Annotated in this window: 21 protein-coding genes and 1 riboswitch; of the genes, 14 read left to right on the forward strand and 7 right to left on the reverse strand. The window is 71.2% G+C overall.

Annotated elements, in window-relative coordinates:
• Positions 1 to 584: 584 nt before the first annotated feature.
• On the reverse strand, positions 585 to 4,037 hold the full coding sequence (gene smc, locus P1J78_RS19585) for a chromosome segregation protein SMC (protein ID WP_275569082.1): 3,453 nt from the start codon (positions 4,035 to 4,037) through the stop codon (positions 585 to 587).
• 193 nt (positions 4,038 to 4,230) lie between these two features.
• A riboswitch (cobalamin riboswitch) is annotated at positions 4,231 to 4,448 on the forward strand.
• Positions 4,449 to 4,555: 107 nt separating this feature from the next.
• Here smc and P1J78_RS19590 point away from each other — a divergent pair.
• The 5 genes from P1J78_RS19590 (at position 4,556) to P1J78_RS19610 (ending at position 11,047) form a co-directional block, all read left to right on the forward strand.
• A complete protein-coding gene (locus P1J78_RS19590) occupies positions 4,556 to 5,200 on the forward strand; it encodes a HupE/UreJ family protein (RefSeq protein ID WP_275569083.1) in 645 nt (214 codons plus the stop codon).
• Between the two features lie 62 nt (positions 5,201 to 5,262).
• A complete protein-coding gene (gene cobW / locus P1J78_RS19595; protein ID WP_275569084.1) occupies positions 5,263 to 6,336 on the forward strand; it encodes a cobalamin biosynthesis protein CobW in 1,074 nt (357 codons plus the stop codon).
• Entirely contained in the window at positions 6,333 to 6,785 is a 453-nt protein-coding gene (locus tag P1J78_RS19600; protein WP_275569085.1) for a GNAT family N-acetyltransferase, read from the forward strand. Before cobW ends, P1J78_RS19600 begins: the two co-directional genes overlap by 4 nt.
• 81 nt (positions 6,786 to 6,866) lie before the next feature.
• Positions 6,867 to 10,622 (forward strand): cobaltochelatase subunit CobN, encoded by a 3,756-nt coding sequence (cobN, locus tag P1J78_RS19605; protein WP_275569086.1) that lies wholly within the window; start codon positions 6,867 to 6,869, stop codon positions 10,620 to 10,622.
• Complete coding sequence (locus P1J78_RS19610) at positions 10,619 to 11,047, forward strand: GNAT family N-acetyltransferase (protein WP_275569087.1); 429 nt, start codon at positions 10,619 to 10,621, stop codon at positions 11,045 to 11,047. The genes cobN and P1J78_RS19610 overlap by 4 nt, the downstream gene beginning before the upstream one ends.
• 7 nt (positions 11,048 to 11,054) lie before the next feature.
• Here P1J78_RS19610 and P1J78_RS19615 read toward each other — a convergent pair whose 3' ends face one another.
• Positions 11,055 to 11,459 carry a hypothetical protein gene (locus P1J78_RS19615; RefSeq protein WP_275569088.1) on the reverse strand — a complete coding sequence of 135 codons (405 nt, stop codon included), beginning with the start codon at positions 11,457 to 11,459 and terminating at the stop codon, positions 11,055 to 11,057.
• Positions 11,460 to 11,617: 158 nt separating this feature from the next.
• On the opposite strand from P1J78_RS19615, the gene P1J78_RS19620 reads away from it, so the two are divergent.
• The 5 genes from P1J78_RS19620 to P1J78_RS19640 all read left to right on the forward strand — a co-directional run bounded on the left by P1J78_RS19620 (position 11,618) and on the right by P1J78_RS19640 (position 15,402).
• Complete coding sequence (locus P1J78_RS19620) at positions 11,618 to 12,832, forward strand: TsoY family (seleno)protein (RefSeq protein WP_275569089.1); 1,215 nt, start codon at positions 11,618 to 11,620, stop codon at positions 12,830 to 12,832.
• Between the two features lie 92 nt (positions 12,833 to 12,924).
• A complete protein-coding gene (locus P1J78_RS19625) occupies positions 12,925 to 13,425 on the forward strand; it encodes a GNAT family N-acetyltransferase (RefSeq protein ID WP_275569090.1) in 501 nt (166 codons plus the stop codon).
• A complete protein-coding gene (gene cobO / locus P1J78_RS19630; RefSeq protein ID WP_275569091.1) occupies positions 13,422 to 14,036 on the forward strand; it encodes a cob(I)yrinic acid a,c-diamide adenosyltransferase in 615 nt (204 codons plus the stop codon). Before P1J78_RS19625 ends, cobO begins: the two co-directional genes overlap by 4 nt.
• Before the next feature lie 158 nt (positions 14,037 to 14,194).
• Positions 14,195 to 14,788, forward strand: a complete 594-nt coding sequence (locus P1J78_RS19635) for a HupE/UreJ family protein (RefSeq protein WP_275569092.1) — start codon at positions 14,195 to 14,197, stop codon at positions 14,786 to 14,788.
• Complete coding sequence (locus P1J78_RS19640) at positions 14,785 to 15,402, forward strand: hypothetical protein (protein ID WP_275569093.1); 618 nt, start codon at positions 14,785 to 14,787, stop codon at positions 15,400 to 15,402. The genes P1J78_RS19635 and P1J78_RS19640 overlap by 4 nt, the downstream gene beginning before the upstream one ends.
• A 4-nt stretch (positions 15,403 to 15,406) precedes the next feature.
• Here the strand turns inward: P1J78_RS19640 and P1J78_RS19645 are convergent, their stop codons facing one another.
• The gene (locus P1J78_RS19645; RefSeq protein WP_275569094.1) at positions 15,407 to 17,053 is read right to left on the reverse strand and encodes a thiamine pyrophosphate-binding protein; all 1,647 of its coding nucleotides are present in this window, start codon (positions 17,051 to 17,053) and stop codon (positions 15,407 to 15,409) included.
• A 117-nt stretch (positions 17,054 to 17,170) separates the two neighbouring features.
• On the opposite strand from P1J78_RS19645, the gene P1J78_RS19650 reads away from it, so the two are divergent.
• A complete protein-coding gene (locus tag P1J78_RS19650) occupies positions 17,171 to 17,740 on the forward strand; it encodes an NADPH-dependent FMN reductase (RefSeq protein WP_275569095.1) in 570 nt (189 codons plus the stop codon).
• Between the two features lie 19 nt (positions 17,741 to 17,759).
• On the opposite strand, the gene yecR is transcribed toward P1J78_RS19650, so the two are convergent.
• The 3 genes from yecR to P1J78_RS19665 form a co-directional block, all read right to left on the reverse strand.
• Positions 17,760 to 18,068, reverse strand: a complete 309-nt coding sequence (yecR, locus tag P1J78_RS19655; protein WP_275569096.1) for a YecR family lipoprotein — start codon at positions 18,066 to 18,068, stop codon at positions 17,760 to 17,762.
• Positions 18,069 to 18,160: 92 nt separating this feature from the next.
• Positions 18,161 to 18,898, reverse strand: coding sequence for a TSUP family transporter (locus tag P1J78_RS19660; protein WP_275569097.1), 738 nt, complete (start codon positions 18,896 to 18,898; stop codon positions 18,161 to 18,163).
• A complete protein-coding gene (locus P1J78_RS19665; protein WP_275569098.1) occupies positions 18,891 to 19,283 on the reverse strand; it encodes a VOC family protein in 393 nt (130 codons plus the stop codon). Before P1J78_RS19665 ends, P1J78_RS19660 begins: the two co-directional genes overlap by 8 nt.
• A 38-nt stretch (positions 19,284 to 19,321) precedes the next feature.
• Here P1J78_RS19665 and P1J78_RS19670 point away from each other — a divergent pair, with 38 nt between their 5' ends.
• Positions 19,322 to 20,134, forward strand: a complete 813-nt coding sequence (locus P1J78_RS19670) for an HTD2 family dehydratase (RefSeq protein ID WP_275569099.1) — start codon at positions 19,322 to 19,324, stop codon at positions 20,132 to 20,134.
• A gap of 155 nt (positions 20,135 to 20,289) precedes the next feature.
• Here P1J78_RS19670 and P1J78_RS19675 read toward each other — a convergent pair whose 3' ends face one another.
• On the reverse strand, positions 20,290 to 21,333 hold the full coding sequence (locus P1J78_RS19675) for an NAD(P)/FAD-dependent oxidoreductase (RefSeq protein ID WP_275569100.1): 1,044 nt from the start codon (positions 21,331 to 21,333) through the stop codon (positions 20,290 to 20,292).
• A 48-nt stretch (positions 21,334 to 21,381) separates the two neighbouring features.
• Between P1J78_RS19675 and mnmC2 the strand changes: the two genes are divergently transcribed.
• Positions 21,382 to 22,053, forward strand: a complete 672-nt coding sequence (gene mnmC2, locus P1J78_RS19680) for a tRNA (5-methylaminomethyl-2-thiouridine)(34)-methyltransferase MnmC2 (RefSeq protein WP_275569101.1) — start codon at positions 21,382 to 21,384, stop codon at positions 22,051 to 22,053.
• Positions 22,050 to 22,928 carry a DMT family transporter gene (locus P1J78_RS19685; protein WP_275569102.1) on the forward strand — a complete coding sequence of 293 codons (879 nt, stop codon included), beginning with the start codon at positions 22,050 to 22,052 and terminating at the stop codon, positions 22,926 to 22,928. Before mnmC2 ends, P1J78_RS19685 begins: the two co-directional genes overlap by 4 nt.
• Positions 22,929 to 23,017: the final 89 nt, after the last annotated feature.

Below are 23,017 nucleotides of genomic sequence, written 5' to 3' on the forward strand. Positions count from 1 at the left end.
GGCGAACTCATCGACTGCTTCACGCACCAGGAATGCGAAAACTACTTCGCCGCCTGCGGATACGATGCAGATTGATCGGAAAACGCTCTAACGATTATCTGCAGCCGGGCGGGCGTCCGTCGGGCCTGCGACGTTTACCGTATGTTAGATTTCATGGTATGACATGAGCATTCGAAATGGTTTTCCAGTCTCATCACTGAAAACGGCCCCGCAGAGGTGCGACTCTGCGGGGCCACTCTTTCAGGGCCGCCTCAGCAACCGATCCAGAGCCGGACGATCGCGACGATCGCGACGATCAGCGTCAGGAACGCGATCAGGACCATCCATTTTCGAAATGATTTCTCCTCCAGCCTCATCACCTCCTTTCGCCGCGAAGTGTCGCGGCAGGCGGAGGGAATGAGCGGAAATCGAATAAAGGTTTAACGATCGGCGGAACCGGAATGCGTTCGACGTTTACCGGGTCTCAGCGGCTTCGCTGTTTCATGGTCTGCGCATCGCAACCGGCCTCCGAAACGAGGCACCGCAGCGAGAGGGCCTATGTCGGCATCGCGTGAGGATCTGGCGACAACCGGGCGCGGGACCGGTCAGGCGACCATCTGCTCGGCCTTCTTCAGGTCGACGGAGACCAGCTGTGACACGCCCTGCTCGGCCATGGTCACGCCGAACAGGCGGTCCATCCGCGCCATCGTGACCGCGTGGTGGGTGATCACCAGGAAGCGGGTCGAGGCGCGGCGGGTCATCTCGTCCAGCATGTCGCAGAAGCGCGTGACGTTGGAGTCGTCGAGCGGCGCGTCGACCTCGTCCAGCACGCAGATCGGCGCAGGGTTGGCGAGGAACACGCCGAAGATCAGGGCCAGCGCGGTCAGCGTCTGCTCCCCGCCCGACAGAAGCGACAGGGTCGACAGCTTCTTGCCCGGCGGCTGGCACATGATCTCCAACCCGGCCTCCAGCGGGTCGTCGGATTCGACCAGCACCAGCTTGGCCTCGCCGCCGCCGAACAGATGGGTGAAAAGCATCGCGAAGTTCGAGTTCACCTGCTCGAAGGCGGTCAGCAGGCGCTCGCGCCCTTCCTTGTTCAGGCTGGAGATGCCGGCGCGCAGCTTGGCGATGGCGGCCTCCAGGTCGGCCTTCTCGGTGACGAGGGTGTCATGCTCCTCCTGCACCTCGCGGGCGTCCTCCTCGGCGCGCAGGTTCACCGCGCCCAGCGCGTCGCGCTGGCGTTTCAGGCGGTTGACCTCGTGCTCGATGCTTTCGGCCGAGGGCATGTCGTCGGGGTCGGTGTCCAGCTGGTCCAGAAGCTGCGGCGGCGTGAGCTCCACTGCCTCCTGGATGCGCTCGGCCGCGGCCTCGACCGCCTCGCGGGCGGCCTCGGCGCGGGCCTCGGCGGCGGCGCGGGCCTCGCGCGCCTGGCTCGCCTCGCGCTCGGCGTCGCGTTCGGCGGTGACGGCCCCGCGCAGCTTCGTCTCGGCCTCGGCCAGCGTGTCGGCGGCGGCGTTGCGCCGCGTCTCGGCCTTCTCGATGCCGTCGACCAGTTTCTCGCGCTCGGCGGCAAGCTCGCCCGGGACGGCGGAGGCCTGTTTCAGCTCCGCTTCCGACGCGGTCTTGCGCTCGGCCAGTTCGGCGATGCGGGTGTCGGCCGTCTCCAGCCGCTTCTGCCAGCCGGCGATGTCCTTGGTGACGGTGTGCAGCCGGTTGGCGCGCGCCTCGCCCTCGCGCTTGAGCTCCTCGTGGGCGGCGCGTTTCGACATCATGGTCATGCGCGCGGCCTCGACCGTCATCTTGACGTCTTCCACCTGCGCGCGGGCGGCGTCGAGGTCGCCCAGCTCCTCGACCCCCTTCTCGGCTTCGCGCAGGGCGAGGCGGGCGCGGTTCGCCTCTTCCTCGTGGCGGGTGACGGCGAGCTGCGCGGATTCGAGCTTGCCGGCGGCGATGTTACGGTCGGCCTCGGCGCGGGACAGGGCGCGGTTGGCCTCGGCCACCTGCGCGTCGGCGGTGCGCCGGGCCTCGCGCGCGGCACGGTCGGCCTCGGTCAGATCCTTGAGCTGCGTCTTCAGCACGTCATGCGCGCGGGCGGCACCGTCGGCGCGGGCATTGGCCGCTTCGAGGGACTGCTTGAGTTCCTCCAGGCGGTTGAGCTGTTGCAGGCGGAGCGCGGCGGCGGTGGGCGCATCCTCGGCGCCGGCGCGGTAGCCGTCCCAGCGCCAGAGATCGCCCTCGGTCGAGACGAGGCGCTGGCCGGGATGCAGGTCCGCCTGCAGGCGCGGGCCATCGGCAGGATCGACCAGGCCGACCTGCCCGATGCGGCGGGCGAGGACGGGCGGCACGCTGACATGGTTCGACAGGGCGACGACGCCCTCGGGCAGATCCTGCGGGTGCCGGTAGCCGGGCAGCTGGGTCCAGCCGGAGCGGCCGTCGGCGCCGATCTCGGGCGCGCGCAGATCGTCGGCCAGCGCGGCACCCAGCGCCTTTTCGTAGCCGGGCGAGACGCGGAGCCGGTCCATCACGCCGGCATCGGAAGTGTCGCGGCTGACCAGCTTGGCGAGCGCGCCCGCCTCGGCCTTCAGCGCGCTGACCTCGCCTTCGGCCTCGGAGCGTTCGGCGCGGGCGTCGGCCTCGCGCGATTGCGCGTCGGCGCGGGCCTCGTCGGCCTCCTGCAGGGCGGTGTCGGCGGCCTCGGCGGCGGCGGTGGCCTGTTCGAGCGCGTCCTGCGCCGCGGCGAAGCGGGCGTCGGAGTCGTTCAGGGCCGTCTGCGCGGCGGTAACCGCGTCGCGAGCCTTGGCGGCCTCGGCCTCGTTGCGGTCGAGGGTCTTCTGCGTGTCCGCCAGCAGCCGGTGCGCCGACTGGTGGCGGGCGGAGAGGCGCGCGGTCTCCTCGGTCAGCCGGCTATGGGCGTCCTCGCGCTCCTGCAGGACCTTGCCCGCCTCGTGCGCGGCGTCGGCGGCGGCGGCGAGCGCATCGTCGTGGCCCTCGCCGGCGGCGGTCAGCTCGGCCTCCTCCTCGCGCAGCCGGGCGATGCTCTCGCCGGCGTCGCGGTTCAGCGCCTCCTCGCGGTCGAGGTCCTTGGTGAGCTGGGCGATGCGGGCGGTCAGGGTCTCGATGGTCTGCTGGGCGCGCTTTTCCTGCTCGGCCAGGCTGTCGCGCTGGACCAGCAGACGCTGCAGCACGGCCGCCGCGATGGCTTCTTCCTCGCGCAGGGGCGGCAGCGCCTCCTCGGCCTGCTCGCGGGCCGTCGCGGCCTCCACGGCGGCGCGTTCGGCGGCGGCGGCGCCCTGGATGCGGGCGCGCATCCCGTCCTCGGCATGGGCGCGGGCGTCGTCGGCCTCGCGCCAGCGGCGATAGAGCAGCATCCCCTCGGCCTGACGCAGCGCCGCACCGATCTCGCGGTAGCGGGCGGCCTGCCGCGCCTGGCGGGCCAGCTGCGACAGCTGCCCGGCGAGCTGTTCGATCACGTCCTCGACGCGCAGCAGGTTCTGCTCGGCCCCCTTCAGCTTCAGCTCCGCCTCGTGGCGCCGCTGGTAGAGCCCGGCGATGCCCGCGGCATCCTCCAGCACCCGGCGCCGCGCCTTGGGCTTGGCGTTGATCAACTCGGAGATCTGCCCCTGCCGCACCAGCGCGGGCGACTGCGAGCCGGTGGCGGCATCGGCGAACAGCATTTGCACGTCGCGGGCGCGGGTGTCCTTGGCGTTCACCTTGTAGGCGGAGCCCGCGTCGCGGGTGATCCGGCGGGTGATCTCCAACAGGTCGCTGTCGTTGAAGCCCGAGGGCGCCAGCCGCTCGGAATTGTCGATCTGCAGCGCCACCTCGGCGAAGTTGCGGGCCGGCCGCGTGGCGGCGCCGGCGAAGATCACGTCCTCCATGCCGCCGCCGCGCATCGCGGTGGGGCGGTTCTCGCCCATCACCCAGCGCAGCGCCTCCAGGAGGTTGGACTTGCCGCAGCCGTTCGGCCCCACCACGCCGGTCAGACCGTCCTGGATCAGCAGGTCGGTCGGGTCGACGAAGCTCTTGAAGCCGTTCAGACGAAGCCTGGTGAAACGCAAAAGGGACTGCCCGCGGTTGATTCCCGTGTTCCGGTCATTTTCTGCCCTATGGCTTCGGAGTCAACGCCGACACGCAGCATCTGGCGAAATCGCGCCGCTTTTCCACAATATCTTGCCACTGCCCCACGCACGCGCCGTCGCAGCCGTGCCGCCGCGCGCCGCATTCCGGCTTGACGCCGCCGCCCCGGAGGGCGCACAACGTCCCCCGCATGGTGCCCGCAGCCGCGCAAAGCGCGCAGGGCCGAACTGGGAATTCGGAACGCGGCGACCCACACCGGGGCCCGAAGCCGAAGCCGCCCCCGCGACTGTAAGCGGAGAGCGCCCCGCCGGATGCCACTGGGACACCCCGGGAAGGCGGCGCGGCGCAGCGACCCGCGAAGCCAGGAGACCAGCCATGCACGGGCGCCGCATGCGTCCGGCACTGCAACGGACGGGGTGTTCCGTGAAGGCCAAGCCACGGGCGGAAAGACCCGGGCCACCTTCGCCCACCCCCCTTTTGGAACCGAAAGGGGACAGACATGAAGAAACTTCTCACCGCGACCCTCGCGCTGGCCGCTACGCCCGCGCTGGCCCACCACCCGCTGGGCGGGATGCCCATGGAAACCTTCGCCCACGGCCTGCTGTCGGGCGTCGGGCACCCGGTTCTGGGCTTCGACCACCTGTTCTTCGTCGCCATCGTCGGCGTCGCCGCGCTGTTCACCGCGTCCCGTTTCGCCGCGCCGGCGGCCTATATCGCCGCCATGCTGGCGGGCTGCGGCCTGATGTATGCCGGCATCGCGCTGCCGATGCAGGAGGCGGTGATCGCCCTGTCGCTGCTGGTGCTGGGCGGCGTCGTCCTGTCGGGCCGGGCGCTGGGCACCACGGCCGCGCTGGCGCTGTTCGCCGGCTTCGGCCTGTTCCACGGGTCGGCCTTCGGCGGCGCGATCGCCGCGCAGGAAGGCGGCGTCGGCGGCGCCGTGCTGGTCGGCTACCTGCTGGGCCTGGGCGTCATCCAGTACGCCATCGCGATCGCCGCCGGCTGGGTGGCCGAGAAGGTGCTGGGCGCGACCGAGGCGTCGGCCGTCAATGCGCGCCTCGCCGGGGCCGTCGTCGCCGGCGTGGGCCTGTTCCTGACGCTGGAAGCGGCGGAAGGCCCGCTTCTGTCGGCGGCCTTCGGCGTCTGAGCCTGACCCATCGACGTGCCGGGGCCGCCCCTCGGGCGGTCCCTTTTCCGTGGAGACCCCTCATGCCTGCGAAAATTCCCGCGACCGTCGTCACCGGCTTTCTCGGCTCCGGCAAGACGACGCTGATCCGCCACATGCTGAACAACGCGAACGGCCGGCGCATCGCGCTGATCATCAACGAGTTCGGCGATCTCGGCGTCGACGGCGGCATCCTGACCGGCTGCGGCGACGAGACCTGCACCGACGACGATGTGATGGAACTGTCGAACGGCTGCATCTGCTGCACCGTCGCCGAGGATTTCGTGCCGACGCTGCAGAAGCTGCTGGACCGCGACGTGCCGCCCGACCACATCGTGATCGAGACCTCGGGGCTCGCCCTGCCGCAGCCGCTGGTGCGGGCGTTCAACTGGCCCGAGATCTCCACCCGCGTCACGGTGGACGGCGTGGTGACGGTGGTCGACGGCAAGGCGGTGACCGAGGGGCGCTTCGCCCATGACGTCGCCGCCGTCGATGCCCAGCGCGCGATGGACGACAACCTCGACCACGAGACGCCGCTATCCGAGCTGTTCGCCGACCAGGTCGCCTGCGCCGACATGATCGTGGTCAACAAGACCGACCTGCTGGACGAGGCCGAGGCGGCGGAGCTGGCCGACCGGCTGACCGCCGAGAGCCGCGACGGGGTGCATGTCGTGCGCACCGCGATGGGCGCGCTGCCGGTCGACGTGCTGCTGGGCCGCGGCCAGGCGGCGGAGGCCGACATCGCCAACCGGCACGAGCTGCATCACCATCACCACGACGACGGCGATGACGGGGACGACGACCACCACCATCACGACCACGACGAGTTCGACAGCTTCGTCGTCACCCTGCCCGAGATCGCCGATCCCAAGGCCTTCGCCGACCAGGTCGCGGCGGTGATCCGCGGCCACGACATCCTGCGGCTGAAGGGCTTCGCCGCCGTCGCCGGCAAGCCGATGCGCCTGACGCTGCAGGCGGTGGGCCCGCGCGTCGACACCTATTTCGACCGGCCGCTCGCAGCGGAGGAACCGCGCGAGACGCGGCTGGTGGTGATCGGCCAGGCCGGGCTGGACCGCGCGGCGATCGAGCGCGACCTGCGGGAAAAGGCCCCCGCATGATCGCCATCGACCGCGGCGACCCGCGCGACCCGGGGACGCTGGCGCTGCTGCAGGCGAGCCACGCGATGATGCAGGAGCTGTTCGCACCGGACGAGACCCATGTCCTGTCGGTCGAGCAGCTCTGCGACGAGGACGTGCGGTTCTTCACCGCCCGCCGCGGCGCGCAGGTCACCGGCTGTGCGGCGCTGGCGCTGCGCGACGGCTATGGCGAGATCAAGTCGATGTTCGTCGCGCCCGAGGCGCGCGGCACCGGCACCGCCGACGCGCTGATGCGGATGCTGGAGGACGAAGCCCACGCCGCCGGCCTGCCCTGGCTGCGGCTGGAAGCGGGCGATCTGCTGCACGCGGCGCACAGGCTCTACACCCGCCACGGCTTCGCGCCCTGCGACCCGTTCGGCGACGACGCCGCCAGCGGCTCCAGCGTGTTCATGAAAAAGCGGCTGGATTAGAGCGCCTCCCATGCTTCTTCTGGCCCGAAATACTCCCGCCGGAGGCACCCGCCCCCGCCACAAGCGCACCGGTCGCCGCTGATGCACCTGCTCGCCGCCACCCCCGGCGCCATCGACGACGGCACCGAGCCGGTCGACCTGGCGCAGACCCCGGCCGACATCGTGGTCCTGTCGGCCGCCGACACCGAGCTGGCCGCGCTCTCCGAGGCCCGGGCAGAGATGGAGGCGCCGCCCGGCCTGCGCCTCGCCTCGCTGACCCACCTGCGCCACCCGATGTCGGTCGACCTGCATATCGAGCAATGCGCGGCGCAGTCGCGGCTGGTCATCGCCCGCGTGCTCGGCGGGCTCGGCTATTGGCGCTACGGGGCCGAGCAATACGCCGCCCACCTGCACGCCGCCGGCGTGCCGCTGGCCCTGCTGCCCGGCGACGACAAGCCCGACGCGGACCTGCGCCGCCTTTCCACCGTCGCCGACGCCGATTACGACGCGCTCTGGGCCTATCTGGTCGAGGGCGGGCCGGAGAATGCCGCCAACTTCCTGCGCCACGCCGCCTGGATGCTCGGCGGGCGCAACGGCGACAGCCCGCCCCCGGCGAAACCGCTGCTGCGCGCCGGCGTCTACTGGCCCGGCGCCGGCACCGCCGATCTTGCCACGGCCCAGGCCCACTGGACCGAAGGCGCGCCGGTCGTGCCCATCGTCTTCTACCGCGCGCTGGTGCAGGGGGCGGGCCTCAACCCGGTCAACCGGCTGACGAAATCGCTGCTCAGGCAGGGGCTGAACCCGCTGCCGGTCTTCGTCGCCTCGCTGAAGGATCCCGTCAGCGCGGCCACCCTCGACCGCCTGTTCGCCCAGGCCCCGCCCGAGACGATCCTGAACTGCACCGCCTTCGCCACCGGCAGCCCCGACGGCGGCGGCGCCGAAAACCCGCTGGCCGCCCCCTCGGCCAACGCCGCGCCCGTGTTCCAGGTCGTCCTGTCGGCCGCGAGCGAGGAGGCGTGGGAGGAGGGGCTCACCGGCCTCTCCCCGCGCGATATCGCGATGAACGTGGCGCTGCCAGAGGTCGACGGCCGCATCCTGTCCCGCGCGGTCAGCTTCAAGGGCGAGGCCTATCGCGACGAGGCCACGCAATGCCCCATCGCCACTTACCGCGCCCGCGGCGACCGGATCGACTTCGTGGCAAACCTGGCGGCCAACTGGACCCGCCTGCGCCGCACGCCCGCCGCCGAGCGCAAGGTCGCGCTGGTCCTCGCCAACTACCCCAACAAGGACGGCCGGCTCGCCAACGGCGTCGGCCTCGACACGCCGGCGGCCACGGTCGACATGCTGCAGGCCCTCGCGGCCGAGGACTACAGCCTCGCCGACCTGCCCGCCGACAGCGACGCCCTGATGCGCCGCCTGATGGCCGGCCCCACCAATTGGCTCACCGACCGCGCCGAGCGGGCGGGCGGCGAGACCCTGCCGCTCGACACCTATCTCGACCACTACAAGCGCCTGCCCTGGGAGGTCCGCCAACGGATCGAGGACCGCTGGGGCGACCCGCAAGACGATCCCTTCTTCTCGTCGCAAATACGCCCCGCAGCGCGAGCCGCCGAAGGCGGCTTCAAGCTCGCCATCCACCGCTACGGCAACGCGGTCGTCGCCCTGCAGCCCGCCCGCGGCTACAATGTCGACCCGACCGACAGCTACCATTCGCCGGACCTCGTGCCGCCGCACAACTACCTGGCCACCTACATCTGGCTGCGCGAGGACTGGGGCGCCCACGCCGTCGTCCACATGGGCAAGCACGGCAACCTCGAATGGCTGCCGGGCAAGGCGCTGGCCCTGTCCGACGCCTGCCTGCCCGAGGCGGTGCTGGGGCCGATGCCGCATCTCTACCCGTTCATCGTCAACGATCCCGGCGAGGGCACGCAGGCGAAGCGCCGTGCGCAGGCGGTGATCCTCGACCACCTGACGCCGCCGCTGACGCGGGCCGAGACCTACGGACCGCTGAAGGACCTCGAGGCGCTGGTCGACGAGTATTTCGAGGCCGCGGGCGTCGACCCGCGCCGCATCGACCACCTGCGCCGGGAGATCCTGTCGCTGACCAGCACCACCGGGCTCGACGCCGACGCAGGCATGACCGGGGAAGACGAGGAGACGGATCTGGCCAAGCTCGACGCCTATCTCTGCGAGCTGAAGGAGGCGCAGATCCGCGACGGGCTGCACATCTTCGGCACCTCGCCGGCGGGAGACCAGGAGCGCGACCTGGCGCTGGCGCTGGCACGGACGCCGCGCGGCGACGGCACGGGCGCGAATGCCTCGCTGACCCGCGCGCTGGCGGCCGATCTGGGCCTGGCCTTCGATCCGCTCGACTGCGACATGGCCGCGCCGGCCGAGAGCATGGCCGCGGCGCTTGCCGACATGACCGACGATCCCTGGCGCACGCATGGCGACACGGTGGAGCGGCTGGAGCTTCTGGCGCAGCGGCTCCTGCGCGACGATCCACGGGACGGCGGGCGGGGCGATGCGGGCGAAGCCCCGCGAGCGCCCGGCCCGGCGTCCGCTGCGGTGCTGGAGGAGATCGAGACGCGGCTGCGCCCGGCGCTGGCCGGGTGCGGACCATCCGAGCGGGCGGGGCTTCTCACCGCCCTGTCGGGGCGGTTCGTCGCCCCCGGCCCCTCCGGCGCGCCAACGCGCGGGCGGCCAGACGTGCTGCCCACCGGGCGCAACTTCTACTCCGTCGACAGCCGCGCGGTGCCGACACAGGCCGCCTGGGCGCTGGGCTGGAAATCGGCGAGCCTGTTGATCGACAAGCACCTGCAGACCCACGGCGACTGGCCGCGCAGCATGCTGCTGACCGCCTGGGGCACGGCCAACATGCGCACCGGCGGCGACGACATCGCGCAGGGCATGGCGCTGATGGGGGTGAAGCCGCAATGGGACGCCGCCAGCCGCCGCGTGACCGGCTTCGAGATCATCCCCCACACCGCGCTGGGCCGGCCGCGCGTCGACGTGACGCTGCGCATCTCGGGCTTTTTCCGCGACGCCTTCCCGCACCAGGTCGCGCTGTTCGACAGCGCCGCGCGGGCGGTCATGGAACTCGACGAGCCGGACGACGCGAACCCCGCCGCCGCCCGCGCCCGGGCCGAGGGCGCCGACGGCCGCCACCGCGTCTTCGGCGCCAAGCCCGGGGCCTACGGCGCCGGGCTGCAGGCGATGATCGACGAGCGACTGTGGAACGACACCGCCGATCTTGCCGACGCCTACCTGACCTGGGGCAGCTACGCCTACGGCGCACAGGCCGAGGGCGCCCCGGCGCGGCAGGCGCTGGAGACCCGGCTCAGCCAGACCGAGGCCATCGTGCAGAACCAGGACAACCGCGAGCACGACCTTCTGGACAGCGACGACTACTACCAGTTCGAGGGCGGCGCCGCGGCCGCGGTCCAGCACCTGCAGGGCAAGGCCCGCCCGGTCTATCACAACGACCATTCCCGCCCCGAGCGGCCCGTCATCCGCACGCTGGAGGACGAGATCGGCCGCGTGGTGCGGTCCCGCGTGGTGAACCCGAAATGGATCGACGGGGTGAAGCGGCACGGCTACAAGGGCGCCTTCGAGATGGCGGCGACGGTCGACTATCTCTTCGCTTTCGCCGCCACGACCGGCGCGGTGCGGGACCACCATTTCGACCTGGTCCATGCCGCCTTTCTGGAAGACGAGGACACCCGCGACTTCATCGAGACCCACAACGCCCCCGCCCTGCGCGAGATCGCGGAGCGGCTGACCGAGGCGATAGAGCGGGGGCTCTGGACCCCGCGCTCGAACTCGGCGCGGGGGCTTCTGGAGAGGCTGGCGCAATGACGGTCACGATCCGCGACACGGGCGGCGCGCGGGAGGCGACGGAAAAGCGCGTGCTGGGGCTGCTCGACGCGCATTCCGAGGCGCTGGGCCTGCCCTTCGTGATCGAGCATATCGCGCTGGAGGCCTGGGACGGCGACAGCTTCCTGGGCGGGCTGACCGCGCGGATGACGCAGGAATGGGTCTTCCTGGCCCTGCTCGCCGTGTCCGAGGCGGCGCGCGGGCGCGGCATCGGGCGCCAGCTGATGGGCGCGCTGGAACAGGCTGCGCGGGACCGGGGGGCGACGGGCATCTGGCTCGACACCTTCTCGTTCCAGGCGCCGGCGTTCTACGAGGGGCTGGGCTATGCCGTGTTCGGGCAGTTGCCCGACATGCCGGCGGGTCACACGCGGTATTTCCTGATGAAGCGGCTAGACGGCGCGGGCTAAGCCGCGGTCATTCCACCCGCACGCAGTCGATCGTGGCCGATTTCCACGGTATCCCGTCCTTGCGCCACGGCCCCACGAAGCCGCAGTCGTAGGCTTCCGGCGCGGCCGGCGGCGAGGGGCGCGGGCCGGTACCGGCGCAGTCCAGCGAGGCGCGGACGATGGCCGGGTCGCCCTCCAGCGTCTTGGGGACGACGGGACAGCCGCTGGCCAGCATGATCGCCCGCGCGCCGGCGAACATGACCTCGCCCCGGCTGCCGGGCAAGCCGCGGCTGACGCGAAGCGCCTCCGCCTCGAACGGGGTGAATCGGACGGAGAAGGTGGCGTCATCCACCGTGACCCGATGCGCCGGCAGGCGCGAGAAGGCGGGGCTAGGGCTGTCGCAGGCCGCCGGCAGCACGAGCGCACCGGCCACCGCAACCCGTTGGAACCATGAAGAAATGCAAGCCATGGACCGATCCTGCCCCGGAATCCTTAACGAACCGTTTACCGACGACCGTTTGACGCAGATCAAGGCCGCGGGGAGTCCCCCCACTTATATTCACGATGATGAATATAAAACCGGAGGCTCCAATGTCCCAACATCTCGCACGCCCGGCGGATCGTTATTCGCCGCTCTACTTCCTCGCCGCGCTGGGCGCCGGCGGGCTGGCCGTCACCTTCTTCATGTTCCTGCTGTTCTGGGTGCCGCATCCCGGCCGGCCGGTCCCGATCTTCGAGGACATCATGGCCGCCTTCGCCACCGGCGGCCCGGCGCTGCAGACCGCCATCGTCGTCGCCATGGCCGGCATCGCCGCGATGGCGTTTTTGCACTTCAAGTCGCTGTTCTGGAACCTGTCGCAGTACCGCGCCTTCAAGAGAACCCCGGCCTATCAGGATCTGGCCAACTCCAACGGCGAAACCCAGCTTCTGGCGATGCCGCTGGCGCTGGCCATGGCCGTGAATGCGGGCTTCATCCTGGGCCTCGTCTTCGTGCCCGGGCTGTGGGGCATCGTGGAGTACCTGTTCCCCTTCGCCATGGTCGCCTTCCTGGCGATCGGCATCCTGGCGCTGCGGATGATCGGCGACTTCCTGGGCCGGGTGCTGACCAAGGGCGGGGTGTTCGACGTCACCGCGCATAACTCGTTCGCCCAGCTGCTGCCGGCCTTCTCGCTGACCATGGTGGCCGTCGGCTTCGCCGCGCCGGCCGCGATGAGCACCACGCCGCTGATCGCCGGGATCTCGCTGATCGGGTCGACCTTCTTCGGCTTCGCCGGCATCCTCTATGCCGTCGTCGCCGCCGTCACCGCGTTCAACTCGATGCTGCACTACGGCACCGCGCGCGAATCCGGCCCGACGCTGATGATCGTCGTGCCGCTCCTGACGGTCCTGGGCATCATGTTCCTGCGGCAGAGCCACGGGCTGCACGTGTCCTTCGATGCGCACACGGCCGCCGCCGACAACCTGGTCTTCCTGACCCGGATCGTCGCGGTGCAGGTGATCTTCCTGCTGCTGGGCCTGCTGGTGCTGCGCCGGCAGGGCTACTTCGCCGACTTCGTCTTCGGGTCCAAGACCTCGCCCGGCTCCTACGCGCTGGTCTGCCCCGGGGTCGCGATGAGCGTCATGCTGCAGTTCTGGATCAACAAGGGGCTGGTGGCCAACGCGCTGGTCGCGAAGTTCTCCACCGGCTACTGGGTGCTGACGGCCGTCGCCATCGCCTTCCAGGTCGCGATGATCGTGCTGGTCCTGCGGCTGAACCGGCAGCATTTCGGCCGGCCGGCCAGCGGCACGGCGGTTCCCGCCGAGTAACAGGCTGCGTCGACTGCCGAAAAGCCCAATAGGAGCGCCCCCGGCGCTCCTTTTTCTTGCCAATTGGAACGATCCGTGCCCCCATCCCCGGCATGGATTCGCTCGTCCACCCGACCAGCCTGGCGCCGTTCCGCGCAACCGAGCCCTATGACTGGGATGCGCTGCTGACGCTCCTGCGGACCGAGTTCGCCTATATGCAGGGCCGCGTCGATCCGCCCTCCTCGATCCAGGGCCTGACGCCGGACGGCGTCGCCGAACAGGCCAATGCCGGAGAGGTCTGGGTGATCGAGGATACCGACCGCCCCGTCGCCTCGGTGTTCCTGACGCCGAAGCCGCACGCGCTGTATATCGGCAAGCTGGCGGTCGCCTTCACCCATCGCGGAAAGGGCCATGCTCGTCAGCTCGTCGACCTTGCCGAAGCGCGCGCCCGCGCGCTTGGGCTCGACCGGCTGGAGCTGCAGGCGCGCGTCGAGCTGACGGAGAACCACGCGGCCTTCACGGCGATGGGCTTTGCCATTACAGGTCAGACGGCGCATCCGGGCTATGACCGGCCCACGAGCGTCACCATGCAGCGACCCGTAGAGGCACGATGACCGAGACCGACGACAGCGCCCGCCACGCTGCCAAGATGGCGAAGAAAAAAGCCGCCCGCGACAAGATCATGGCGACGAAGACCGACGAGAAGGGACTGATCGTCGTCCATACCGGCAAGGGCAAGGGCAAGTCGACAGCCGCCTTCGGCATGATCTTCCGCTGCATCGCCCACGGGATGCCCTGCGCCGTGGTGCAGTTCATCAAGGGCGGCATGTCCACCGGCGAGCGCGACCTGATCGAGAGCCGGTTCGCCGACATCTGCCAGTTCCACACGATGGGCGAGGGCTTTACCTGGGAAACCCAGGACCGCACCCGCGACATGGAGATGGCACAGGCCGCCTGGGCGAAGGCCAAGGAGCTGATCCGCGACCCGGCGAACCGGATGGTCCTGCTGGACGAGATCAACATCGCGCTGCGCTACGACTACATCGACATCGGCGAGGTGGTGGAATTCCTCGCGACCGAGAAGCCCGAGATGACGCATGTCGTACTGACCGGCCGCAACGCCAAGGACGAGCTGGTCGAGATCGCCGATCTCGTCACCGAGATGGAGCTGGTCAAGCACCCGTTCCGCTCGGGCATCAAGGCGCAGATCGGCGTGGAATTCTAGGACGGCCCCGGCCGGGTGGCCCGCCCCGGCCCGAGGCCCGGCAATCCGGACCGTGAAACCGCACGGCCGCGTCGTCCGTATATCCTATAGGCGCGATCGGCATTGCGTCCCGCGCGCCGACGCCTAGAGTAGCCGATGAAAACACTAGGAGATTTCGCATGACCCGCATCCGACCCGCGCGCCTCGGCCTGGCGCTGCTTGTGACCTTCGCCGCCACGGCCGCCGCCGCCCATACCGGAGAGGGCGTGACGGGCGGCCTGATCTCCGGCTTCACCCACCCGATCCTGGGCTGGGACCACGTGATCGCGATGGTCGCCGTGGGCCTCTGGGGCGCCTTCCTGGGGATGCCGGCGATCTGGATCCTGCCGGTGGTCTTCCCGCTGGTCATGGCTTTCGGCGGCGCACTGGGCGTGGCGGGCGTGCCGATCCCGGCGGTGGAGACGGGCATCGCCCTGTCCGGCGTGGTGCTGGGCATCCTGATCGCGCTGGCGGTGCGCGCCCCGATCTGGGTGGCCGCCGTCATTGTCGGCGCCTTCGCGATCTTCCACGGCCACGCCCACGGCACGGAACTGCCCGCGGCCGCGAACCCCTATGCCTATGCCGTCGGCTTCGTGATCGGCACCGGGGTGCTGCACCTGGCCGGCATCGCGCTCGGCTTCCTGACGAAGCTGCCCTGGGGCGCCTATGCGGTCCGTGCGGCGGGCGTTGTGATCGCGGCGCTGGGCGGGGCGTTCCTGGCCGGCATCGCATGAGGCGAGCCGCGGCGGCCGGTGTCCTGCTGACCCTGGCGCTGCGCCCCGATCCGGGCGCGGCGCATGCATTTCAGGAGGGCGGCGGCGTCTACGACCGGTTCGTCGAAGGCGTGTCGGTGGCGCTCTCGGCGCCCTCCGTCATCCTCTGCCTGCTGCCCATGGGCGTTCTGATCGGACTGTGGCGGCGCGACGGGCTGCCCGCGGTCTGGCCGTGGTTCCTGGGCGGTCAGGCGGCCGGGCTGTTCGCGGCCGCGGCCGTCCCGCCCACGGTCGCGCTCGCCAGTCTCGGCGCGGGGGCGGTCACCGGCGCGCTCGCCGCGCTGCGCCCCGACCCGCCGGCGCCGGCGCCGCATGTCCTGGCCGCGCTGACCGGCCTTCTGTCGGCCGCCGCCAGCTTCCAGGGGCACGGGCTGTTCGCGCTGTCGCCCGGGATCCATGCCGGGCTGCTGCTGGGCGCCAACCTCGCCCTGGCCGCGGCCGCGGGCCTCGCGGCCGCCACGCTGCAGCGCTGGCCGCGCCCCTGGCTGACCATCGGCTGGCGCATCGCGGCAAGCTGGCTCGCCGCCGTCGCATTGCTTGTCCTGGCCTTCGAGCTGCGCCCCTTCCTGACGTGACGCGCTAGGAGGACGCCGCCTGCCGCACTTCGGACACGGTCTGCCCGGTGGTCAGCATCTCGGTGTCCAGCCGCAGTTCGATCACCGCCAGCGTGCCGGAGGCGCGGGCCTCGGCCACCGCCGCGGGGAAGTCTGCGTCCGTCTCCACGACCGCCCCGAAGCCGCCATAGGCCCGCGCCAGCGCCGCGAAGTCCGGGCTGTGACAGTCGGTGCCCGAGACGCGGCCGGGATAGCTGCGCTCCTGGTGCATCCGGATCGTGCCGTAGCGGCCGTTATTCGCCACGATCACCAGCGGCGTCGCGCCGTACTGCATCGCCGTCGACATCTCGTTCAGCGTCATCTGGAAACAGCCATCGCCCGCCAGGCACAGCGACACGCGCTCCGGGTACTGCAAAGACGCCGCCACCGCCGACGGAAAGCCATAGCCCATCGACCCCGACGTCGGCGCAACCTGCGTGCCGAATTCCCGGAACTGGTAGTAGCGGTGGAGGAAGGCGGCATAGTTGCCGGCACCGTTGGTGACGACCGTGTCGCCCGGCAGGTTCTCCGACAGCCAGCGGATCGCGTTTTCCAGCTTCACCGCGCCGGGCGTCTCCTTCGGTTGCAGCCACGCCTCGTAGTCGGCGCGCGCGGATCGCTGCCAGTCCGCCCAGTCGCCCGCCTTCGGCGCCTGCGCCAGCCGCGCCAGCACGTCGGGCGCCCGCGCCGTCACCGCGAGATCGCAGCGATAGACCCCGCCCATCGTCTCGGGTTCGGGGTGCACATGGGCGAAACGCCGGCCCGGCGCCGCCGGATCCCACATCTCGTAGCCCTGCGTCACGCAATCGCCGATGCGCGAGCCCAGAACCAGCACCGCGTCGGCCTCTTTCGCCCGGGCCACCAGCTTCGGGTTCGAGCCGACGCCAAGGTCGCCCGCATAGGCCGGCGAGCGGTTGTCAATGTAATCCTGCCGCCGGAACGCCGCCGTGATCGGCAGCCCCTGCGCCTCGCCGAAGCGCTGTAGGTCGGCGGCCGCCTGCGCCGACCAGCCGGGCCCGCCGGCCACCACCAGCGGCCTTTCCGCGCCCTTCAGGAAGTCGAGGATCGCATCGACCTGCGCGTCGCCCACGGCCGGCACCGCCGGCGCCGTCGGCTCCAGGAACGGGGCGCCGGTTTGGTCCGACAGCATGTCCTCGGGCAGCGCCAGCACCACCGGCCCGGGCCGCCCGGACATCGCCACGTGGAAGGCGCGGTTGACGTATTCGGGAATCCGGTCGGTCTGGTCGATCTCGGCGACCCACTTGGCCAGCGGGCCGAACATCGCGCGGTAGTCCACCTCCTGGAACGCCTCCCGGTCCCGGTGGCCGCGGGCGATCTGGCCGACGAACAGCACCATCGGCGTCGAATCCTGACGCGCCACATGCACGCCCGCGCTCGCATTCGTCGCGCCCGGCCCGCGCGTGACAAAGGCGACGCCCGGCCGCCCGGTCATCTTGCCCGTCGCCTCGGCCATCATCGCCGCGCCGCCTTCCTGGCGGCAGACGACATTCTCGATGCCGCTGTCGTGCAGCCCGTCCAGCGCCGCAAGAAAGCTCTCGCCCGGCACCGAGAACACCCGCCGCACGCCCTGCGCCGCAAGCTGCTCCACCAGAACCTGCCCACCGTGCCGCATCGCCGTCTCCCCGTTCCCGAAACCGGCGCCACCATTCCATCCCGGCCGGGGAAGGGCAACCGGGTTGCCCTTCGCAGCCGCAGCGATACCTTCGGTCGAAACGACGGGGACCCGCACATGACCACCCACACGCTTCTGGGCATTCCCGGCGCGTTGCGCGCCGGATCCACCAACCGCAAGCTGCTGGCCGAGGCGCTGCGTCTCTACGGCCCGGCCGACAAACAGGTCGCCGACCTGCGCCTGCCGCTCTACGACGGCGACCTGGAGGACACGCGCGGCATTCCGCCCGAGGTTCAGCGCCTGGCCGATCAGGTCGCTGCGGCCGACGCTGTGATCGTCGCCAGCCCGGAATACAACAAATGCATCCCCGGCGTGCTGAAGAACGCGCTGGACTGGATCAGCCGCACCAAGGGCGGGCCGTGGAACGGCAAGCCCGTGGCGCTGATCTCGGCCAATGCCGGCCGCACCGGCGGCGAGACCGGCCAGTTCACCATCCGCCACGCGATGACGCCGTTCCGCCCCCGCTTCGTGCTGGGTCCGCAGGTCATGGTGGCGGATTCGGGCAACGCCTTCGACGACGCCGGCCGGCTGACCAGCGAACGCTACACCAAGGCTCTTTCCGGCCTGATGGAACAGCTCCGCGCCGAGGTGGACCTGTTGCGGGCCGGCCCGGACGCCCAGGCCTGACCCGCACCGTGGCGCGGGCTCAGTCGATGCACTGATAGACCTTCGTCACGGTCTGCGCCATGCAGCCATAGGTGCTGTAGGCCGTGCACTGCGTCTTGACGCCCTCGAACGCATCGGCCCGTGCGTAGCCCCAGGCGCGGCACCGGACCAGCGCGGATGTGTCCGCCGTCGCCCAATCGACCTTCGGCACATCGAACCCGCCCACGTCGTAGGACATCTCGACCAGCCCGTCGGCCTTGCTGCCGCCGGTGGGCACCGGCGTCTTGTTCGTCTCGCACCCGGCGACCAGCACCGGGACGATCGCCGCGAAGACTGCTGCATACTTCAAGATCGCGCTCCCGCCCTTGCTCTTCCACTGGGTCGAGCCGTACCGGGCGAATCTTTCCGAAACGTTAACGCGGCCCCGGCGTCAGCCGCCGCTCAGATCAGCGTCTTCGCCAGCAGCACCGTCGCCGCCGTCCCCGCCAGCCCCAGCGCATAGGGCCGGATCCGCGCCCTGGCCACCCGCGCCGCCAGCGGCTGCGCCAGCCACAGCGCCAGGACCGCCGCCGGCACCAGGCTCGCGGCCAGCACGACGTGCCGCCAGCCGACCAGCCCGGCCACGGCCAGCGCCGCGATCGACACCACCATACCCCAGGCGAAGAAGGTGTTCTGCATCGCCGCCGACCGCTTCTGCGCCTCGTGCTGGTACAACAGCGCCATCGGCGGCGCCCCCACCGCCGTCAGCGTGCCCATGATCCCGGCCACGACGCCGGCCGAGAACAGCGACACGGGCCGGATCGCCACGCGCACCCCCATGACGGACAGCGCGATGCCGAGATAGACGACCAGCGCGACCACCGCCGCCAGCGCCTCGGCATCCGGCAGCGCCACCGCGATCCCGACGGCCAGCACGGCGCCCAGCGCCCGCCCGGCGAAGCCGGCGGGCAGCTCGTGCCGCGCCACGGCCGAGCGGTCCACCGCCGTCGCCCCGAAGCCCACGACCGCCCCGATAAGCAGCAGCGTCGCCGGCAGAAACTCCGGCGCCACCAGCGCGATCAGCGGCGCGGCCACCATGCCGAACCCCTGCCCCGCCAGCCGCTGCAGCAAGGTTCCGGCGAACACCGCCGCCGCGCAATAGACCCAGACGCCCCAGCCCAGCGCCAGGACGTCAGTCACGCACGGACACCTCGATCAGGTTGCCGTCCGGGTCGCGGATATACAGCGACGTGATCGGCCCCGTCGCCCCCGTCCGCGCCACCGGCCCGTCGATGACCGGCACCCCCTGCGCGTCGAAATGCTCCTGCCAGGTCTCCAGCGGCACGTCCGACAGAAAGCACAGATCGGCAGAGCCGGGCACGGGCCGCACCGCCCGGGGCTCGATCGCGTCGCCTTCGGCGTGCAGGTTGATCTTCTGCGACCCGAAGCTCACGGCGACCCGCGGCGCCCCGTCCGCGCCGTGAAACTCCTCGCGCAGCATGCCCAGCACGTCGCCGTAAAAGGCGACCGTCGCCTCGATGTCGGCCACCGTCAGCACCAGATGATCCAGTACGATCACGCTCAATTGCCCTCTCCCTGTCCTGCCGTTACCGTCGCGCCACCATGCACGAGAGTATCGGCCGAACACAAACCGTCTCCTGCGCCCTGGACCCGGCCCGCACCGCCGCGCTGCACGTGGCGCTCGACCGCCCCGGCGACCCGCCCGGCCCCGGCGACCCGCTGCCGCCCTTCTGGCACCAGGTGTATTTCTGGGACGCGCAGCGCCCCGGCCGCCTCGGCCCCGACGGGCATCCGGCCACCGGCACCGGCCTGATCCCCGACCTCGACCTGCCGCAGCGGATGTGGGCCGGCGGCCGGCTGACCTTCCACGCCGCGCCCCGCCTCGGCACGCCGGCGACCAAGACCACCACGGTGGAGACCGTCGCCGAGAAGACCGGCCGCAGCGGCCGCCTCGCCTTCGTCACCCTGCGCCACGAGATCGCGCAGGACGGCACGCTCTGCGTCACCGAGCAGCAGGACCTCGTATACCGCCAGCCGCCGCAGGACCGTACCCCGGTCGCGCCGCCACAGGCCGCCACCGACGAGACCGACGCGCGGCCGCACCGCTTCGATACCACGCTGCTGTTCCGCTACTCGGCGCTCACCTTCAACGGCCACCGCATCCACTACGACGCCGACTACGCCCGCGATACCGAGGGCTATGCCGGCCTCGTCGTCCACGGCCCGCTGCTGGCGCAACTCCTGATCCACATGGCCGAGGATGCGCTCGGCCCGCTCGCCGCCTTCACCTTCCGCGGCACCAGCGCCCTGACCCATACAGACCCCGCCACGCTCTGCCGCAGGGACACCGCCCTCTGGGTCCGCGCCGCCGACGGCCGCCAATGCATGGAGGCCACGGCGACACCCGCCGCCTGACGCCCGGGCTTCTTCTGGCCGAAAATACTCCCGCCGGAGGCACCCGCCCGGACCACGCAGCGCACCGGGCGGCCCCGCGGCGCGACGCCCCACACCGGGCACCAACGAAACAAGGAGCTTGGCGCCGAAGGCGCCGCCGCTTGGCAGCGCTCCGCTCAGAGGTTGTCCGACACCCGGAACCCCTCGGGCACCGCATCGCGGCCCTCCAGCACCAGATCGGCCATCACCTCGCCCACCTTCGGCGCCATGCCGAAACCGATCTTGAAGCCGCCGTTTGCGATGAAATGCCCCGGCCGGTCAGGCCATGCGCCCAGCATCGGCGCCCGGCTCTTCGCCCGCGGTCGGACCCCGGCCCAGCGGGCCACGACCTCCGCGCCCTCCAGCGCCTGGCAGACGGCCCGCGCCCGCGCCACCAGGTCGTCCGCCTGGGCATCCACGGCCCCCGGGTCGTCGAACTCCCGCTCGCTGGTCGAGCCGACGGCGACTGTCCCGTCGGCATGGGGAACGACGTGCAGGCCGTCGGCGAAAAGCTGCGGCCGGTCGGCCGCCTCGAGGCGCAGGGACACCGCCTGCCCCTTCACGCCGGTCCCGACGGACCGGCCCAGCGCCGCCGACAGGTCGGCCAGCCCTTCGTAGCCGGTGGCCCAGACGACGGGGCCGCCGGGCGCCTCCGCCCCGACCGCCACCTCGCCGCCCAGCGCCCGCACGGCACCGGCAAGGCTCTCGCAGGCCGCGCGCGGCCGCATCCGCGCGGTCAGCGTGTCGCGGACATAGAGTCCCGTCGCGCTCTCCGGCCGCCAGTCGCCGGCCTCCGCCGCACCGATCACCCGCCATTCGGCCGCCGCGCCCCACAGCTCGCGCGCCGTGTCCTCGCGTCCCCGCGCAAGTTCTACCGCGCGTTCGTCCGCCAGCGGCTGCAGCCGCCCCAGCCGCGCATAGCCCGAGGCCCCGCCCGACAGCGCGTCGACCTCCGCCCAGAACGACCCCGCCATCAGCAGGCTGTCGAGTTGGAACGCCTTCTTCGGGTTCCAGTTCTCCGGCACATGCGGCGCCAACGCGCCCACGACGCCGCCCGACGACCCGGCCGCCACGCCGCGCCGGTCCAGCACGCGCACCCGCGCGCCGCGCCGGGCGCAGGCATAGGCCACCGACAGCCCGAAGATGCCCGCCCCCATCACCGTCACGTCGGCCATTGCCATTGCCGCAGCCCTTGTCCATCTTCGCGCCGCAACCTTCTAGGCCAACCCATGCCCGAAACCCAAGCCCCCGACACCGCGTGGCAGGGCGCGGTCCCCGTGTCGCGCCGCTTCGACGACCCGTATTACTCGCTGGAGAACGGGCTGGCCGAGACGCGCCACGTGTTCCTCGCCGGCAACGACTTGCCGGCGCGGTTCCGCGAAGGGTTCCACATCGCCGAGCTCGGCTTCGGCACCGGGCTGAACCTGCTGACCGCGCTGCAGGCGTGGCGCGCGGCCGGCCTTCCCGGCCCGCTGCGCTACACCAGCTTCGAGGCCTATCCCCTGCCGGCCGACGACCTCTCCCGCGCGCTGGCGCACTTCCCGGACCTCGCGGCGCTCGTCGCTCCGCTTCTCGCGGCCTGGCGGCGCGGCGACCGGGTGATCGAAACCAACGATCTGCGGGCCGAGATCGTGGTGGGCGACGCCCGCGCCACCCTGCCCCGCTGGCCCGGCCGCGCCGACGCCTGGTTTCTCGATGGCTTCTCGCCCGCCAAGAACCCCGAGCTGTGGGAGGCCCCGCTCATGGCCGAGGTCGCGCGCCACACTGCCCCCGGCGGCACCGCCGCGACCTACACCGCGGCCGGCTTCGTCCGCCGCAACCTGGAGGCCGCGGGCTTCGACGTCACCCGCACCCCCGGCTACGGCCGCAAACGCCACATGACCCGCGCGAGGCTGGCATGACCCAGAAGAACACCCGTTACGGCGTCGGCCTGATGCTGCTGACCACGCTCATCTTCGCCTCGCAGGACGGCATCTCGCGCCACCTCGCCGACGAATACAACGTGCTGATGGTGGTGATGATCCGCTACTGGTTCTTCGCCGCCTTCGTCATCGCCGTCGCCGCCCGCAATGCCGGCGGCATCCGCGCCGCGGCCGCCACGACCCAGCCGGTGCTGCAGGCCTTCCGCGGGTTTCTGCTGGCCGCCGAGGTCTGCGTGATGGTGGTCGCCTTCACGCTGCTCGGCCTCGTCGAAAGCCACGCGATCTTCGCCTGCTACCCGCTGATCGTTGCGGCCCTCTCCGGCCCGGTGCTGGGCGAGCGGGTCAGCTGGCGCCGCTGGCTGGCGATCTTCGCGGGCTTCGTCGGGATGCTGATCATCCTGCAGCCCGGCATCCGCGTATTCCAGCCCGAGGCACTGGTGGCGCTGACCGCGGCGCTGATGTTCGCGCTCTACGCCCTCTTGAACCGTCTCGCCGCACGCCGCGACTCGGCGGCGACCTCGTTCTTCTGGACCGGCACGATGGGCGCCATCCTGATGACCGCCATCGGCATCTGGTCCTGGGAGAATATGACCGCCCCCGACTGGGCCTGGATGGCCCTGCTCTGCGTCACGGGCGCGGCGGGGCACTTCACGCTGATCAAGTGCTACGAGGTGGCCGAGGCGAGCGCCGTCCAGCCCTTCGCCTACTTCCAGCTGGTCTTCGCCTCCGCCCTCGGGATCACCGTGTTCGGCGAAACGGTCGAGTGGAACACCGCCGTGGGCGCCGCGCTCATCGTCTGCGCCGGCCTCTTCGCCCTGTGGCGCGAACGGGTGGCGTCGAAACGGCGCCGCTAGAGTCTTTCGGGATTAACCAGGCGCATATCCCGCAGCCTGGAAATAGTTTCTGCATTCAACCGGAGAGAACAGGTCGCATATCCTGCCGA

This window comes from Psychromarinibacter sediminicola (assembly GCF_029168335.1).
Taxonomy (GTDB): domain Bacteria; phylum Pseudomonadota; class Alphaproteobacteria; order Rhodobacterales; family Rhodobacteraceae; genus Psychromarinibacter; species Psychromarinibacter sediminicola.

Excerpts from the sequence above, each read along its gene's own strand:
- P1J78_RS19590 (WP_275569083.1), top strand. The coding sequence starts at position 4,556 with ATGAAGAAACTTCTCACCGCGACCCTCGCGCTGGCCGCTACGCCCGCG.
- cobW (WP_275569084.1), top strand. The coding sequence starts at position 5,263 with ATGCCTGCGAAAATTCCCGCGACCGTCGTCACCGGCTTTCTCGGCTCC.
- P1J78_RS19600 (WP_275569085.1), top strand. The coding sequence starts at position 6,333 with ATGATCGCCATCGACCGCGGCGACCCGCGCGACCCGGGGACGCTGGCG.
- cobN (WP_275569086.1), top strand. The coding sequence starts at position 6,867 with ATGCACCTGCTCGCCGCCACCCCCGGCGCCATCGACGACGGCACCGAG.
- P1J78_RS19610 (WP_275569087.1), top strand. The coding sequence starts at position 10,619 with ATGACGGTCACGATCCGCGACACGGGCGGCGCGCGGGAGGCGACGGAA.
- P1J78_RS19620 (WP_275569089.1), top strand. The coding sequence starts at position 11,618 with ATGTCCCAACATCTCGCACGCCCGGCGGATCGTTATTCGCCGCTCTAC.
- P1J78_RS19625 (WP_275569090.1), top strand. The coding sequence starts at position 12,925 with ATGGATTCGCTCGTCCACCCGACCAGCCTGGCGCCGTTCCGCGCAACC.
- cobO (WP_275569091.1), top strand. The coding sequence starts at position 13,422 with ATGACCGAGACCGACGACAGCGCCCGCCACGCTGCCAAGATGGCGAAG.
- P1J78_RS19635 (WP_275569092.1), top strand. The coding sequence starts at position 14,195 with ATGACCCGCATCCGACCCGCGCGCCTCGGCCTGGCGCTGCTTGTGACC.
- P1J78_RS19640 (WP_275569093.1), top strand. The coding sequence starts at position 14,785 with ATGAGGCGAGCCGCGGCGGCCGGTGTCCTGCTGACCCTGGCGCTGCGC.
- P1J78_RS19645 (WP_275569094.1), bottom strand. The coding sequence starts at position 17,053 with ATGCGGCACGGTGGGCAGGTTCTGGTGGAGCAGCTTGCGGCGCAGGGC.
- P1J78_RS19650 (WP_275569095.1), top strand. The coding sequence starts at position 17,171 with ATGACCACCCACACGCTTCTGGGCATTCCCGGCGCGTTGCGCGCCGGA.
- P1J78_RS19670 (WP_275569099.1), top strand. The coding sequence starts at position 19,322 with ATGCACGAGAGTATCGGCCGAACACAAACCGTCTCCTGCGCCCTGGAC.
- P1J78_RS19675 (WP_275569100.1), bottom strand. The coding sequence starts at position 21,333 with ATGGCAATGGCCGACGTGACGGTGATGGGGGCGGGCATCTTCGGGCTG.
- mnmC2 (WP_275569101.1), top strand. The coding sequence starts at position 21,382 with ATGCCCGAAACCCAAGCCCCCGACACCGCGTGGCAGGGCGCGGTCCCC.
- P1J78_RS19685 (WP_275569102.1), top strand. The coding sequence starts at position 22,050 with ATGACCCAGAAGAACACCCGTTACGGCGTCGGCCTGATGCTGCTGACC.